General features: G+C 64.6%; 15 protein-coding genes and 1 other RNA gene. 6 read left to right on the top strand and 10 right to left on the bottom strand.

Annotation, left to right across the window (positions count from 1 at the left end):
• Positions 1–5: 5 nt before the first annotated feature.
• The 10 genes from prmA to Lysil_RS03485 form a co-directional block, all read right to left on the bottom strand.
• Positions 6–926 carry a 50S ribosomal protein L11 methyltransferase gene (prmA, locus tag Lysil_RS03530; protein ID WP_103074166.1) on the bottom strand — a complete coding sequence of 307 codons (921 nt, stop codon included), beginning with the start codon at positions 924–926 and terminating at the stop codon, positions 6–8.
• A complete protein-coding gene (locus Lysil_RS03525) occupies positions 926–2,092 on the bottom strand; it encodes a phosphatase PAP2 family protein (protein ID WP_103074165.1) in 1,167 nt (388 codons plus the stop codon). Before Lysil_RS03525 ends, prmA begins: the two co-directional genes overlap by 1 nt.
• Positions 2,089–3,621, bottom strand: a complete 1,533-nt coding sequence (locus tag Lysil_RS03520) for an ArnT family glycosyltransferase (RefSeq protein WP_103074164.1) — start codon at positions 3,619–3,621, stop codon at positions 2,089–2,091. Before Lysil_RS03520 ends, Lysil_RS03525 begins: the two co-directional genes overlap by 4 nt.
• Before the next feature lie 44 nt (positions 3,622–3,665).
• The gene (locus tag Lysil_RS03515) at positions 3,666–5,117 is read right to left on the bottom strand and encodes a DNA polymerase Y family protein (RefSeq protein ID WP_103074163.1); all 1,452 of its coding nucleotides are present in this window, start codon (positions 5,115–5,117) and stop codon (positions 3,666–3,668) included.
• Positions 5,118–5,574: 457 nt separating this feature from the next.
• Entirely contained in the window at positions 5,575–6,240 is a 666-nt protein-coding gene (gene rpiA / locus Lysil_RS03510; protein WP_103074162.1) for a ribose-5-phosphate isomerase RpiA, read from the bottom strand.
• Between the two features lie 22 nt (positions 6,241–6,262).
• Positions 6,263–6,736 carry an EVE domain-containing protein gene (locus tag Lysil_RS03505; protein WP_103074161.1) on the bottom strand — a complete coding sequence of 158 codons (474 nt, stop codon included), beginning with the start codon at positions 6,734–6,736 and terminating at the stop codon, positions 6,263–6,265.
• A complete protein-coding gene (locus Lysil_RS03500; protein WP_103074160.1) occupies positions 6,733–7,323 on the bottom strand; it encodes a 5-formyltetrahydrofolate cyclo-ligase in 591 nt (196 codons plus the stop codon). Before Lysil_RS03500 ends, Lysil_RS03505 begins: the two co-directional genes overlap by 4 nt.
• A 61-nt stretch (positions 7,324–7,384) precedes the next feature.
• Positions 7,385–7,565: non-coding RNA, 6S RNA (ssrS, locus tag Lysil_RS03495), on the bottom strand.
• 62 nt (positions 7,566–7,627) lie between these two features.
• A complete protein-coding gene (locus Lysil_RS03490) occupies positions 7,628–7,900 on the bottom strand; it encodes a cell division protein ZapA (RefSeq protein WP_103074961.1) in 273 nt (90 codons plus the stop codon).
• 23 nt (positions 7,901–7,923) lie between these two features.
• The gene (locus tag Lysil_RS03485; RefSeq protein ID WP_103074159.1) at positions 7,924–8,145 is read right to left on the bottom strand and encodes a TIGR02449 family protein; all 222 of its coding nucleotides are present in this window, start codon (positions 8,143–8,145) and stop codon (positions 7,924–7,926) included.
• A 59-nt stretch (positions 8,146–8,204) separates the two neighbouring features.
• Between Lysil_RS03485 and Lysil_RS03480 the strand changes: the two genes are divergently transcribed.
• From Lysil_RS03480 to Lysil_RS03455, 6 genes are all read left to right on the top strand, one after another.
• Positions 8,205–8,747, top strand: coding sequence for a UPF0149 family protein (locus Lysil_RS03480; protein WP_103074158.1), 543 nt, complete (start codon positions 8,205–8,207; stop codon positions 8,745–8,747).
• Complete coding sequence (locus tag Lysil_RS03475) at positions 8,744–10,072, top strand: aminopeptidase P N-terminal domain-containing protein (RefSeq protein WP_103074157.1); 1,329 nt, start codon at positions 8,744–8,746, stop codon at positions 10,070–10,072. Before Lysil_RS03480 ends, Lysil_RS03475 begins: the two co-directional genes overlap by 4 nt.
• 29 nt (positions 10,073–10,101) lie before the next feature.
• The gene (purH, locus tag Lysil_RS03470; protein WP_205756847.1) at positions 10,102–11,691 is read left to right on the top strand and encodes a bifunctional phosphoribosylaminoimidazolecarboxamide formyltransferase/IMP cyclohydrolase; all 1,590 of its coding nucleotides are present in this window, start codon (positions 10,102–10,104) and stop codon (positions 11,689–11,691) included.
• A gap of 10 nt (positions 11,692–11,701) precedes the next feature.
• Positions 11,702–12,994 (top strand): phosphoribosylamine--glycine ligase, encoded by a 1,293-nt coding sequence (gene purD / locus Lysil_RS03465; RefSeq protein ID WP_103074156.1) that lies wholly within the window; start codon positions 11,702–11,704, stop codon positions 12,992–12,994.
• A 96-nt stretch (positions 12,995–13,090) separates the two neighbouring features.
• Complete coding sequence (locus Lysil_RS03460; protein ID WP_103074155.1) at positions 13,091–13,486, top strand: DoxX family protein; 396 nt, start codon at positions 13,091–13,093, stop codon at positions 13,484–13,486.
• A 42-nt stretch (positions 13,487–13,528) separates the two neighbouring features.
• Positions 13,529–15,400 carry a DUF2075 domain-containing protein gene (locus Lysil_RS03455; RefSeq protein WP_103074154.1) on the top strand — a complete coding sequence of 624 codons (1,872 nt, stop codon included), beginning with the start codon at positions 13,529–13,531 and terminating at the stop codon, positions 15,398–15,400.
• Positions 15,401–15,410 lie beyond the last annotated feature (10 nt).

Raw genomic sequence — 15,410 nt, 5'->3', positions numbered from 1 at the left:
GCCGATCATCCTGCACGACGCACGCCATCGATGCGCATCCAGTCGTCCTGTCGCGTCGCTTTCAGTTCATCGAACCATGTCGCGTAACGTTGCAGCAGTTCATCTTCCTGTCCGGCGAGGATGCCGGACAAGGCGATGCGCGTGCCTGGTTCGCAGTGACTGACCAGCGTTTCGGCGAGCGCGTCGAGTGCGGAAGCGAGGATGTTCGCCACCACCACCGGATAGCGTCGCGGCGATGCCTGATCCGGCAGCACCGCGCGCAACTGCGATGCCACGCCGTTGCGTTCGGCATTGTCATGGGTGGCGATGATCGCCTGCGGATCGTTGTCGATGCCGTCGGCGCGCGCGGCGCCGAGCTTGATCGCCGCCAGCGCGAGGATGCCGCTGCCGCTGCCGAAATCGAGCACGTCGCGGCCCTGCAGCAATCCGCGCGCCGCCAGATCATCCAGCCATTCCAGACACAGCGCGGTAGTCGGATGGGTGCCGGAACCAAAGGCCAGCCCGGGATCGAGGCGAATGATTGCCGCATCCGCGCCAGCATCGGCGGGAACGTCGAGATTCCACGGCACCACCCAGGTGCGTGCGCCGAAGCGCATCGGCTTGAACTGGTCGAGCCAGGCGCGTTCCCAGTCCTGATCCTCGACCTTGCGGAAGGCCGCCTGATCCCAATGCAAGTCGGGATCGAAACTTTCCAGCGCGGCGAGCAAGGCCAGCGCATCGATATCGGCCTCGAACAACGCGGTCAGCACCATCTGTTTCCATAGCGGCGTTTCGCCGACGCCGGGCTCGAAAATCGCCTGTTCGTCGGCGGTTTCGGCATCGGCGTCCTGCATCGTCACCGACAGCGCGCCAAGATCTTCCAGCGCGCGTTCGCAGCGCGCCTGTTCGGCCAGCGTGCACGGCAATGTGAGTTCGAGCCAAGGCATTATTCTGCTGCGTCCTCGACCTGCACGTGGATCTGCGCTGCATGCAACGCCGCCGGATCGGCCAATCGCACCGAACCGCGGCCAATTTCCACCTGCAAATTCGGTACCGCTTCCGGACGCACGCTCAACACCATCGGCGCGAAGATCTCGCGCGCCTGACCGCTGTGGCGAATGGCGTGGACCTGCGATGTGGCGTCACTGCTGTCGTCTTCGTGCACGCGCACATTGGGGAAGCCGACGCCCTTGACCTCGCCCTGCAGGCGCACGGCATCGCTTTGCGCGGGATCGACCCGGACATCGAGCGCGGCGCTTTCCAGCTTCAGCACATAGTATGTCCGTGGATCCGTCATCACCATGCGCACATCGATGCGCTTGTGGAACGGGCGCACGAACAACAGCCCGGCGATCACCACGACCACCAGTGCGCCGAGCAATGCATACCCCAGCCACGGTGGCCAGCGCGAGACCCAGGCACGCACGCGCTGCCCGGAAATCAGCGCATTCGATGTCAGCGCCGCCGCCCACGTGAGGATGCCCGACCACAACACGTCGGAGAAGAAATGCGCACCGGCGGCCATGCGCGCGCTGCCGATGGCGCCACCGAGCAGGAACGAACCGATGATGATCGCGACGCCAAGCGTGGGCCGCGCCGTCATCACCACGAGGCCGACTGCACCAACCGCGAAACCGACCGAGCAATGTCCGCACGGGAACGACTTGCCGACGCCGGGCGTGCCGAGATCGAGCGGTGGACGATATTGCGCCTGGCCGCCGAATTCCTGCAGCGTGCGCGGGCGCGGGCGACCGGTGTAATCCTTGCCAATACCGTTCACCAGCAATCCGGTGCCGAGCGCGACCGTCGCCAATGTGGTGAGCGCCATCCTGCGCACCAGCGGATGGCGCCGCCAGCGCGGCACCGCGAAGGCGACGATCGAGGCCAGCACGATCAGCCACGACAGCGCGGAACCGAACACGTACAAGGCTTTGTAGGGCTGCTGGTTGCCCATCGGCCACGACGCGTCGTAACCGAGCTCGAATGGCGCGCGCTGGTAGAAGTGTGCGGCGGCGCGGATGTCGAGATCGCTCCACCAGAACGGCAGCGTGCAAATCAGTGCGGCGATCGCAAGCGCGATCCACGGCAGCTTTGCATGCAGGCGCAGGTTCATGGCAATGGCTCCGTGGTGACGTGGCGACGCACGCGTACGATCTGCACTGAGCGCGGCGGTGCATCCATGCGCTGCACGCGGACCACGCCAAGGTCTTCGATGACATCGTAGGCGCGCGTCAGTGCCGGGGGATTGGGCGCGTCGCCGTCGTTTTCCCCGTGGTGCGAGCCATCCTGGCCACCGACGAATTGCACCCACAAGGCTTCCTGCGGCAGACCGCGACGCGCGGTATCGGCCTCATACTGGTTGTTGATCTTGCCATCGACATCGAGCGCGGCGACCGGATACGGCCGTGGTTGCAGGTAGTAATCGAGTTCGGCCAGCAACATGCGGTCGGAGGAGAGGATCGGCAGTCCGCCCTGCGCTTCGGTGATCGGCTGCAAGGCACGACCGAGTTCGCGCCAGCCCAGCACGCGCGCGTAGAGATCGCGGCCGCTGTGCGATGGCGGATGGCCAAGGCGCGTGCCGATATCGCGATAGTGGAGCAGGCCAAGTTGCAGCACGAAATTGAGCAGGATCACGCTCCATGCCCACGCCGGCCTGCGTCCATCCAGCCAGATGGCCAGCCACACGCTGCCGGCGGCGTACACGGTGACCGCCCAATTGGCGTTGGCGAGGGTCACCAGCGACAGCGCGATGATCGCCAACAAATACGGAATGGTAAACGCCGCCAGGAAGCGAGTGATATCGCTGCGATCACGCCGGCTGCATACCATGAGCATCACCAGCAACGGGAACGCCAGCATCCCGAAGATGCCCCATTGCGCACCGACGAATTCGAGTAGATGGCGCGGGTGCAGGCCGGCCTGATCGGCATTGGTGAGATCGACGGTATGGCGCACCGTCTCGAAATGGTTCTGGATGTTCCACACGATATTCGGCGCGATCAGCAGCAACACGATCGCCAACGCCAGCCATGGCCCCTTGCCGCGCACCGGCACCGCAGCGCGTCCACGCCACAGCACCCACGCCGCCAGCGGCACGAACGCCAGCATGGTGTATTTCGACAACGCGCCGAGTCCGACGACCACGCCAAGGCCAAGCCACCACTTCAACTGCTGTTGCGTGCGCGCCATCCACAGCAACCACAGCGACCATGACCACGCCACCAGCAACAGCGCGTCCGGCGACAGCACCCAGCCGGCCAACGCCTGGCCCGGCATGGACAGGAACAGCGCCGCGGCGATCAGGCCGACGCGAGCGTTTTTCACCGTCGTGCCCAACCGATACAGGGCGAGCGCGGCCAGCGGATAGGCCAGCAACGCCGGCAGCTTGATGCCGAGCTCGCCATCGCCAAGCAATGCGGTGCTGATGCGCACCATCCACGCCACCATTGGCGGCTTCGAGTAGTAACCAAAGGCAGGCGCGCGCGACCACAGCCAGTACTGCGCCTCGTCGACGAACAGACTGTAGTCGTGGGCCCAGACAAAGCCGATGCGGTACAGCAGGGTGCCGATCACCAGCAGGATCAGCCACGGCGCGATGCGCGCCTCTTCCTGGTCGAATGGCGAAGACGTTGAAACGCTCACGTGGGGGAAGTGTCGATGGAAAGGCGCAAGGATACCGCAGCCACTCAGAATCCCAGCCCCAACTGTGGTGACGGCGGCACGATCCGTGGCGGCATGCGGATCCGCGACGACGCCCCGGAAGGGCCGCTGGCGCGCGGCGATCGCTGCGCCTGCGCCTGTTTGTGGCTTGCCTCGGCCAACACCTTGAACTGGCGTTCGCGCAGCCGCACCAGCTCCGCCGCATGGGCATGGGTGCGCACGTCTTCTTCCAGTTTCACATCGGGGAGATGGGCGAACGGGATCCGCATCGGCGCGGCATCGTGCTCGATCGCCGGCAGCATCGCCGCGACATAGAGCGCGTTGTTGCCAAACTGGCGATTGACCTTGTCCAGTACCTGCGTGATCGATTGCCGCTTGCGCGTGGTCGCGATCAGTTCGCCACTGCGCTTGCTGCGCAATTCGACACCTGTCAGCGTGGCCGCGACCGACAATGGCGGATGGCGCTTGACGTTCCAGCGCCCGCTTGCCGCTGCGCGCTCCAGCGGTTTCAGCATCTTCGCCAGCAGGTGCAGCAGGCTGGGAGTGTCGTCGATCGGCGCGAAATCGACCGCCGGACTGAAGCGCTCATCCAGTCCGACGAAACGCACGTGCAATTGCAGGCCACGCGCGAGATAGCCGTCGTCCTCGTTGCGCAGCCGCATCGCCGCCTTGGCCAGCAACTTGAACAGCACCGCGCGCATGCCGTCGAGGTTGCGCAGCTCCGGGCCGAGCACGTGCGAATGACCGATCGATCCGCGCTGGGTCGCACGCATCGGCACGTCGATGCCACGCAGCTGCATCCAGAAGCGTTCGCCTTCGACACTGCCCCAGGCCGCGCGCAAACGATCCTTCGGCGATGCGCACAACTCCTCCACGCTGTCGATACCGGCGGCGCGCAGGCGCGCCTCCATCGACGCACCAATCCCGCACAGGTCGCGCAGTTCCAGTGCGTGCAAGGCGTGGGGAAGATCATGGCGTTCCAGTACCACCAGGCCATCCGGTTTCTGCATGTCCGAGGCGGTCTTGGCGAGGAACTTGTTGGGCGCGATGCCGATGGAACAGCGGATCGCAGCGAACTCCGAGGCGATGCGGCGCTTGATCGAATGGGCGATCGCGATCGCGTTGTCGCGCTGGCACTCGCGCCCGATCAGCCAGCATGGCACTTCGTCGATGGACTCGGGCGTGCCGTGCGGAACGCAATCGGCGATGGCAGCCATCAGCTGCGTGTGCGCCTGCAGGTAGCGCGCCGGTCGCGCCGGCACCACGAGCAGTTCCGGGCAGCGTTCGCGCGCCTCCCACACCGGTGTTCCGGTGCGGATGCCGAACGTCTTGGCCTCGATGCTGGCGGCGATGCAGCAGGTGCTCTCGGTCATCACCGGCGCCACCGCGATCGGTCGCCCACGCAATGTCGGTTCGTCCTCCTGTTCGACGGAGGCGAAGTAGGAATTGAAGTCGACGAAGAGGCAACGCAGCGTCATCACGGCATCCGCTTGGTTCCGCAGTATCCGCTCCGCGCGTCTCCGCACCGGTTGCGAATTTCACGGTTCTACTAACGGATGAGGGTGCGGTGGCCGTGTCGCAGCGGTTGCGATTGCGCATGTCATCCCGAACGCAGTGAAGGATCGGCTTTCTCGCACCCGGCGTGCGCCCGCTTGGGTGTCCCTATTGCCGACACGCCGTGAATACGTCCATGCAGGCTCAGCCGCCGCATCCATGCGGCGGAATGGTCGGCCATAGGGACCCACCGCGCAGGCGCTGCCGGGCGGGCAGCGTTTCGTCGCTGCGATGAAGTCACAACACGCGCGCGGCCAGTGGTCGGTCTTGCCCGATGCGCGGGCATACGAGGCAGGGATGCCGAGTCGAGCCTCCATGGACGGATTCACGGCGTCCCGCGCATTGGGTCTGCCGGCCACGCCAGCCAGCGCGTGCCTGGAATTACAACACCCGCGGCGGCTCCCCACCCACGATCACCACATCCGCCGGGCGACGCGCGAACAGCCCGACGCTGATCACGCCTGGAATCTGGTTCAGGCGTTCCTCCACGCCCACCGGATCGGTGATGCGCAGATTGTGCAGATCGAGAATGTGGCCGCCGTTGTCGGTGACGATCGGCCGCTCCATCGCGTCCATGCGGAACACCGGCTGGCCGCCGGTGAGCGCCACCAGTTCGCGCGCGACCATGCTGCGCGCCATCGGCACCACTTCCACCGGCAGCGGGAAGCGCCCGAGCACATCGACCAGCTTGCTCGGATCGATGATGCACACGAACTTCTTGCTCGCCTGCGCGATGATCTTCTCGCGCGTCAGTGCCGCGCCACCACCCTTGATCAGGTGCTTGCCGGGATCGCATTCGTCGGCGCCATCGACATACAGCGCCAGCTCGCCGACCGCATTGAGATCGAACACCTCGATGCCGTGCGCGCGCAGCTTCTCGCTGCTTTGCTCGGAACTCGACACCGCGCCACGGATGCGATGCCGCTCGCGACCCAGCGCATCGATGAAGAACGCCACCGTCGATCCGGTGCCGACGCCGACCACCATGTCGTCCTCGACCCAATCCATGGCCTTTTCGGCGGCCAGCCGCTTGCCTTCGTTGCTCATGCGCACGCGTTCCAGTGAATGGTCATTTCTTTTCCAGCGCCAGCAGCAACTTCCACTGCGCCGCGGTCACCGGCAGCACCGACAGGCGCGAACCGGTACGCGTCAACGCGAATTCCTCGCCGAGCGCGTCGCGATGTTCGCGGATTTCCGTGAGCGACAGCAGGCGCTTGAGATGGCGCACGTAGCCGATGTCGACCAGATCCCAGCGCGGCTGTTCCTGCGTCGACTTGGGATCGAAGTATTTCGACTTCTTGTTGAACTGGGTCGGATCGGGATACGGCGTGCCCACCACTTCGCCGATGCCGTAGATGCCCGGCACTTCGCAATTGGAGTGGTAGACGAAGACTTCGTCGCCGGCTTTCATCTGGCGCATGAAATTGCGCGCCTGGTAATTGCGCACGCCGGTCCACGGTTCGCGTCCGACCTTCTCCAGGGTATCGATGGAGAAATCGGTCGGCTCGGTCTTCATCAACCAATAGTGCTTGCGCGTGCTCATGTCGATTCCCGCAGATAGGTGGTGGATTCGGTGACGATGGCATCGCAGGGCACGTCCCACTCGCGCGGCTGAATTGCGTCGACGCGTTGGCAGTCGAAGCCGATGCCGACGAGATGGGGTGGCGCGCCGCGATGATCGCGCAGGGTGCGGTCGTACCAGCCGCCGCCCATGCCGAGACGATGGCCGCTGGCATCGAAGCCGGTGAGCGGCAGCACGATCAACGCCATCTCGGTCACTGACAGCAACGACGAGGCTTCCAGTACCGGCTCCGGGATGCCGAAGCGGTTCGGACGCGTGGCATCGCCGGCGCAGAACGGGGCGAAGCACAGGCTGTTGTCGCTTTCATCCAGAACCGGCAGGCAATATACGCAGTCTTTCGGCAGGCGCAATTGCCAGGCATGCAGCGGTACTTCGCCATCCACTGCCCAATAACCGGCAACGTAGCCGCGCGTTGGCGCAAACGACAGCGCCAGCAATCCGCGCGCCACCGCATCGGCTGCGGCCAGGCGCTCGCCCACGCTCACGCCACGGCGGGCGTCACGCAGGCGGCGACGAAGATCGGCGGAGGGATCGCGAACGGAAGCCATGCGCGCATTGTAGCGGCGGCCGCAGATGATCCTGACAGCCAGACCATGGGCCGAAAGAAAAGGTTCCTCCGCCGTGCCGATGCGGCGAAACGACCTTGAACCCAGGGTTCAAGTGGGAGCGCTCGGCAACCTTCGGGCTTTCCGCACATGGCGGACATGCACCCCCGGTGGCTTTACATTCCCGATGTCGTTCTTAAGGGACAAGGCGAATGTTTGCGCGCTGTCGAGCACAGCAGAGGAAGCGACATCAGTATAGCCACCCGTGCGCGCCGCGCCATCATTTTCTTCGCGCATTCAGCGCGCGTCAGGCTCGCTCGGGGAGTTCGGCGAGTGTGCCGAGCTTGCGTTCGAGATCACCCAGCGTGCGATCGAATTCATCGCCGAGGGCACCACCCTGATGACGTGTCTGCTGCAATTCGTGGGCAAGATTGAGCGCGGCCAGCACCGCAATGCGCTCGATCGCGGCCATGCGGTTGTTGCCGCGGATGTCGCGCATGCGCTGGTCGAGCATGCGGGCGGCGGCGACCAGATCGTCGCGTTCCTCCGGCGAGCAGCCGACGCTGTAGTCACGATCCATCACGCGGACGTTGACGACTTCGCTCACGGCTGATCCTCGAGTGTGCGGATGCGATGGATCAGTGCTTCCACGCGCACGCGGGCCTGTTCGTTGCGGGCGATCAGGTCGGCGCGCTCGTTCATCAACTGCTGCTGTTCGGCGCGCAACGCGCGGTTCTCGTCGCTCAGCCGATGCAGGCGCGCGGACAGCGCTTCAGCGCGCTCCACCAGCGCATGCAGTCGTTCGATCGCGTCCTGCCCGTTCATGCCGGGCACATTAGCATGCGATCACGACAGCGCGTGACCGCCTGATTTACACTTGCGCCATGGCCGATCCCCTGCCCGACGCACCCACCCTGCAAGCCGAACTGGACCAGCTCGGGCTGGCGACGTCACCCTGGGAATTGCAGGGCGCACTGATCGGCTGGATCGCCGGTGGCGGCGACGCCGATGGCGGCTGGCTGGGCAAGGTGATGGCCGATCCCGCCCTGCCCGCACTGAAGGATGGCAGCGCGATCGATCGCCTCGGTCGCGGCACCCAGGCGCGGATGGAAGACAACGACTTCGAGTTGGCACTGCTGTTGCCGGGCGATGACACCACGTTGCAGGCACGCAGCGCCGCCTTGTTCGACTGGTGCCGGCACTTCCTCGGCGCCTTCGGGCTGGCCGCAGGCGCGAAACCGCCTTTGTCGGAGGAAGGCGAGGAAGCGCTGCAGGATCTGGCGCGACTGGCCACCGCCACCGCCGAACCGGAAGGCGACGAGGACGATGAAACCGCGCTGACCGAGATCGAGGAATTCGTACGGGTGGCGGCATTGCTGCTGCACGGTGACGTCGCCATCGCGCGCCGCCGTCGCCAACTCCACTGACCGTGGCCACCGGCCTCAGCGCCGCCACCTACGTCCGCCGCCGCAAGCAGCTGATGCGGCAGGTTGGCGATGACGGCATCGTCATCGTGCCGAGCGCGCCGGAACGTATCCGCAGTCGCGACACCCACTATCCCTATCGTCCCGATTCCGATCTCTGGTACCTGAGCGGATTCGCCGAACCGCGCGCCGTGCTGGTGCTGATCCCGGGGCGCATGCATGGCGAATCGATCCTGTTCTGCCGCGAACGCGATCCCGAACGCGAAGGCTGGGATGGTGCGCGCGTGGGGCCCGAAGGCGCGGTGCACAGCCTCGGTTTCGACGATGCCTATCCCATCGATGACCTCGACGACATCCTGCCCGGGTTGCTGGAAGGCCGCAGCTGCGTCCACTACCCCCTCGGCCGCGACACCGAATTCGACCTGCAGCTGATCGGCTGGCTCAATCGCACCCGCGCGCGCGGCCACCGCGGCACCCAATCGCCCAATGAATTCATCGAGCTCGGCCATCTCCTCGACGAAATGCGGCTGTTCAAGAGTGCCGAGGAATTGCGGGTCATGCAACGCGCGGTCGACATCAGCATCGAAGCCCACCGACACGCGATGCGCGCCGCGAAACCGGGCATCGCCGAATACGAACTGCAGGCCGAAGTGGAACGCGTGTTCCGTCGCCACGATGCCTGCCCCGCCTACGGCAGCATCGTCGGTGCCGGCGCCAATGCCTGCGTGCTGCACTACATCGACAACAACGCCAAGTCGGGCAAGAACGACCTGATCCTGATCGATGCCGGCGCCGAATACCGCGGCTATGCCGCCGACATCACCCGCACCTTCCCGGTCTCCGGCCGCTTCAGCGCCGAACAGCGCGCACTGCATGATCTGGTCGGCGCGGCGCAACGCGCGGCACTGGCGCAGGCGCAGCCGGGACGTCCGTGGTCGGCAATGCACGATGCCGCGATCGAGACGCTTACGGATGGATTGCTCGGCCTCGGCCTGCTCAAGGGCACGCTCAAGCAGCACTTGAAGGATGAAAGCCACAAGCGCTTCACCCGCCACAAGACCGGTCATTGGCTCGGCCTCGACGTTCACGACGTCGGCGAATACCGCATCGACGGCGAATCGCGACTACTGGAACCGGGCATGGCGTTCACCGTCGAACCCGGCCTCTACGTCGGCCACGACGAGCGCACGGTCCCGACAAAATGGCGCGGTATCGGCATCCGCACCGAGGACGACGTGGTAGTGACGGCGAATGGCCATCGCATATTGAGCGAAACACTGGTCCGCGACGTCGACGCCATCGAGGCCTTCATGGCCGACGGCCTATAATTACGCCTCCCCGCGCCACCCTTGCGACCATGCCCGTGAATTCCGTGACTGGCGACGCCATCGCCATCCGCCGTGCCCTGTTGTCCGTCTCCGACAAGACCGGCTTGATCGAACTTGCCAAGGCGCTCGCCGCGCGCGGCGTCGAACTGGTCTCGACCGGCGGCACCGCGAAAGCCATTCGCGACGCCGGCCTGGCGGTGCAGGACGTCAGCGAAGTCACCGATTTCCCGGAAATGATGGGCGGCCGCGTCAAGACGCTGCATCCGGTCGTGCACGGCGGTCTGCTCGGTCGCGCCGGCACCGACGACGCGGTGATGGCCGAACACGACATCGCGCCGATCGATCTGCTGGTGCTCAATCTCTATCCGTTCGAGCAGGTCAGCGCCAATCCGGACAGCAGCTTCGCCGACATCATCGAGAACATCGACATCGGTGGCCCGGCGATGCTGCGCTCGGCGGCGAAGAATTTCGCGCGCGTCGCGGTCGCCACGGCGCCGGAACAGTACGCGGGATTGCTGTCGGAACTCGCAGCGAGCGACGGCGCACTCTCAGCGAAGACGCGTTTCGATCTCGCCGTCGCCGCGTTCAACCGCGTCGCCCAGTACGACGCCGCGATCAGCAACTATCTTTCGGCGATCGGCCCCGATGGCGCGCGCTCACAGTTCTCCGCGCAAGCCAATGGCAACTTCGTCAAGGTGATGGACCTGCGCTATGGCGAGAACCCGCACCAGCAGGCGGCGTTCTATCGCGATTTGTATCCGGCACCGGGTTCGCTGGCGACGTTCAACCAGCTGCAGGGCAAGGAACTGAGCTACAACAACATCGCCGACAGCGATGCCGCGTGGGAATGCGTGCGCCAGTTCGACGCGCCGGCCTGCGTGATCGTCAAGCACGCGAACCCCTGCGGTGTCGCGGTGGGAACCGGTCCGGCCGATGTCTACGAGAAAGCCTACGCCACCGATCCGACCTCGGCCTTCGGCGGCATCATCGCCTTCAACACCAGGCTCGATGGCGCCACCGCGAAGACTATCCTCGACCGCCAGTTCGTCGAAGTGCTGATCGCTCCCGACTACGACGACGAAGCCTTGGCCTATGCCAAGAAGAAAGCCAACGTGCGCGTGTTGCGCATTCCGCTGGCGCCGCCATCGCAGGGTTTCATCGACACCAAGCGCGTCAATTCCGGAATGCTGATGCAGACCGCAGATGATCGCGTCGTCACCCGCGACGAACTGAAGGTGGTGACGAAGCTCGCGCCGACTGAAGCACAGTTCGCCGACCTGCTGTTCGCGTGGAAAGTGGCGAAGTTCGTCAAGTCGAACGCGATCGTCTATGCGAAGGATCTGCACACCATCGGCGTCGGCGCCGGCCAGATGAGCCGCGTCTATTCCGCGCGCATCGCCGGCATCAAGGCCAACGATGCCGGCTTGATCGTGCCAGGCTCGGTGATGGCCAGCGATGCCTTCTTCCCCTTCCGCGATGGCATCGACGCCGCCGCGGAAGCCGGCATCAAGGCAGTGATCCAGCCCGGCGGCTCGATGCGCGACAACGAAACGATCGCCGCTGCCGACGAACACGGCATCGCGATGGTGTTCACCGGCATTCGCCACTTCCGGCATTGAGGACGCAGCGATGAAACTCCTCGTCATCGGTTCCGGCGGCCGCGAACATGCATTGGCCTGGCGTCTCGCGCAATCGCAGCGCGTCGCTGAAGTGCTGGTCGCGCCCGGCAATGCCGGCAGCGCGCGCGAAGCGAAATGCCGCAATGTCGCCGTTGCCGCCAGCGATCTCGACGGATTGATCGCACTCGCCCGCAACGAAGGCGTCGCCTTCACCGTGGTCGGGCCGGAAGCACCGCTGGTCGCCGGCGTCGTCGATCGTTTCCGCGCTGAAGGCCTGAAGATTTTCGGCCCAACCGCCGCCGCCGCGCAGTTGGAAGGCAGCAAGGCCTACGCCAAGGATTTCCTCGCGCGGCACGGCATTCCCACCGCGTACTACGCCGTGCATGACGATGTCGATGCCGCGCTCGCCTATGTACGTGAGAAAGGCGCACCGATCGTGATCAAGGCCGATGGTCTCGCCGCCGGCAAGGGCGTGATTGTGGCGATGACACTCGACGAAGCCGAAGTCGCGGTGCGCGACATGTTGCAGGGCAATACCTTTGGCAGCGCCGGATCGCGCGTGGTGATCGAGGAATTCCTCGCCGGCGAGGAAGCCAGCTTCATCTCGATGGTCGATGGCCGCACCGCGTTGCCGATGGCGACATCGCAGGACCACAAGCGTGTCGGCGATGGCGACACCGGACCGAACACCGGCGGCATGGGCGCGTACTCGCCGGCGCCAGTGGTCACGCCGGACGTGCATGCGCGGGTGATGCGCGAGATTGTCGAACCGACCGTCGCCGGCATGATCAAGGATGGCATTCCGTTCACCGGCTTCCTCTATGCCGGATTAATGATCGATGCCGCGGGCACGCCCAAGGTGATCGAATTCAACGTGCGCTTCGGCGACCCGGAAACCCAGCCGGTGATGCTGCGCCTGCAGTCCGATCTCTCCGAACTGATCGAAGCGGCGATCGATGGCCGTCTCGATCAGACCGAAGCACACTGGAATCCGCAGATCTCGCTGGGCGTGGTGATGGCCGCCGAGCACTATCCGGATACGCCGCGCACCGGCGACGTGATCCACGGACTCGACGCCGAGACCGATCCCGACTGCAAGGTGTTCCAGGCCGGCACCGCCTTCGATGCGGATGGCAACACTGTCACCGCAGGCGGTCGCGTGCTGTGCGTGTGCGCGCTGGGCAACTCGGTGGCCGATGCGCAGCGCAAGGCCTATGCGGAAGTCGAACACATCCATTGGGATGGCGAATTCCACCGCACGGACATTGGCTGGCGGGCGATCGAGCGCGAACCTTCCGCCTGAGATCGCCTCTCGCAGTATCCCCCTTGCGGACTGGCTGGCCTGCGATGCGATACTCGCGCAGTCGCGTTCCCATCCATTCGCATCGGGGCAAACACCATGAACGAAAAAAACATGTCCGATCTCGGCAAACTGGTCCTGCGCCTCGCGCTCGGCTGCCTGATCCTGCTGCACGGCATCGCCAAGCTGAAGGGCGGCATCGGCCAGATCACCGGGCTGGTCGAAGCGCACGGCCTGCCCGGCTTCGTCGCCTATGGCGTGCTGATCGGCGAAGTGGTCGCGCCGATCATGGTGTTGTTCGGCTTCTTCGCGCGCTTCGGCGGCGTGATCATCGCCATCAACATGCTGGTCGCGTTCGCGCTGGTGCACATGGGGCAACTCGGTCATCTCAACCAGCAGGGCGGCTGGGACCTGGAGCTGCAGGGCATGTTTCTTGCGGCTGCCGTTGCGATCGCGCTGCTGGGGCCCGGTGCTTATAGCGTGAATCGGAAGTAATCAAGACGCGGCGGCGACCATCAATCGGATCGGGGAGATTCCGTGATCGTCTATCAATCGACAAGGGAAAAATTCCTCGAGGACAACGAGAACCGGGCGATCGAGGACATCATCGCAAGCGCGTTCCTCACCAACACCGGTCGTTATGCGCCACAAGCGGAGTACCGCGCCTGGCAACACTCGCTGACGCAGATGGCCGAAGTGCTCCGGGACGACAGCCTGCCGGACACGATGGGCGTGGGCGTCGAATTCGGGATTCCACAAACAGGCAAGCGCATCGACTTCATCCTGTCCGGCGAATCGGAGGACGGGCAGCCGCGCGTCGTCATCGTCGAATTGAAGCAATGGTCGACTTCGCGGATCTCCGAGAAAGATGGCATCGTCATCGCCCAGCGCGGTGGTCGTTCGGAACGGGAAGGCACCCACCCCAGCTATCAGGCGTGGTCGTATGCAGCGCTCCTCGAAGGCTTCAACGAAGCCGTACATGAAGGCGCCATCCGCCTGCAGCCGTGCGCCTACCTGCACAACTACCAACGCGACGGCGTCATCGATTCGCCGATCTACGCACGCTACATCGAGAAGGCTCCGCTGTTCCTGCGCGGGCATGGCGAACGCCAGAAGCTCCGCGATTTCATCCGCCAGTACGTGAAGCGTGGCGACGACGGGGAACTGCTTTTCAGGATCGACCAGGCACGCATCCGTCCCTCCCGGATGCTGGCCGACAGCCTGGTGGAGATGCTCAAGGGCAATCGCGAATTCGTCCTGATCGACGACCAGAAAGTGGCCTACGAAACCTGTCTGGCGAGATCGATCGAAGCCGCCGCAACGAAGAAGCAGGTCGTCATCGTCGAGGGCGGGCCGGGCACCGGAAAATCGGTCATCGCCATCAACCTCATGGTCGCGCTGACAGACAAGGGGCTGTTGACGAAATATGTGTCGAAAAACGCCGCGCCGCGCGCGGTGTACCAGCAACGACTCAAGGGACACCGCACGCAAGCCCAGATCTCGGCGATGTTCGGCGGATCCGGCGCGTTCTTCGAGACGGAAGCCGACACCTTCGATGCCCTGGTCGTGGACGAGGCCCATCGCCTCAACGAGAAAAGCGGCCTGTACGGCAACCTCGGCCAAAACCAAGTCAAGGAAATCATCGACGCCGCGAAATGCGCGATCCTGTTCGTGGACGATGACCAGATCGTCACCTTGAACGATATCGGGCGCATCGCCGAGTTGGAGAAATGGGCGGCATTGTCCGGCGCCGAGGTGACACGTCTCGCGCTGGCGTCGCAATTCCGTTGCGCCGGCTCCGACGGTTACCTCGCCTGGCTCGACGATGCCCTCGGGATACGCGAAACCGCGAATCGCGACTTCGATACCGACACCTTCGATTTCCGCGTCGTCGATTCGCCCACGGATCTGCATTGCCTCATCGAGGAGCGCAATCGCGTCAACAACAAGTCGCGCCTGGTCGCCGGCTATTGCTGGGACTGGAAGAGCAAAAGAAATCCGGATGCCTTCGATATCGAATTCCCGGAATTCGAGTTCCGCAAGCAATGGAACCTCGGCAGCGATGGCAGCCTGTGGATCACCGCGCCCGATTCGATCGAACAAATCGGCTGCATCCACACTTGCCAGGGCCTGGAACTGGATTACGTCGGCGTGATCATCGGGCCCGACCTGATCGTCCGCGACGGCGTGCTCATGAGCGTACCGGAAGGTCGTTCGAAAATGGACCGATCGATCCGTGGCTGGAAAACCCTGGTCAAGCAGGATCGCGAAGGCACGCTGGAGCGCCTCGACGCCATCATCCGCAATACTTATCGCACGTTGATGACGCGTGGCATGAAAGGTTGCTACATCTATTGCAGCGATGGGGAAACGCGCGGCTATTTCCGCACTCGCCTGCACGGGCGTTGACGACGTCCGC

Source organism: Solilutibacter silvestris, assembly GCF_002895945.1.
Taxonomy (GTDB): Bacteria; Pseudomonadota; Gammaproteobacteria; order Xanthomonadales; family Xanthomonadaceae; genus Solilutibacter; species Solilutibacter silvestris.
The sequence above is the reverse complement of the archived record's forward strand: the minus strand, read 5'-3'. Positions and strand labels throughout refer to the sequence as shown.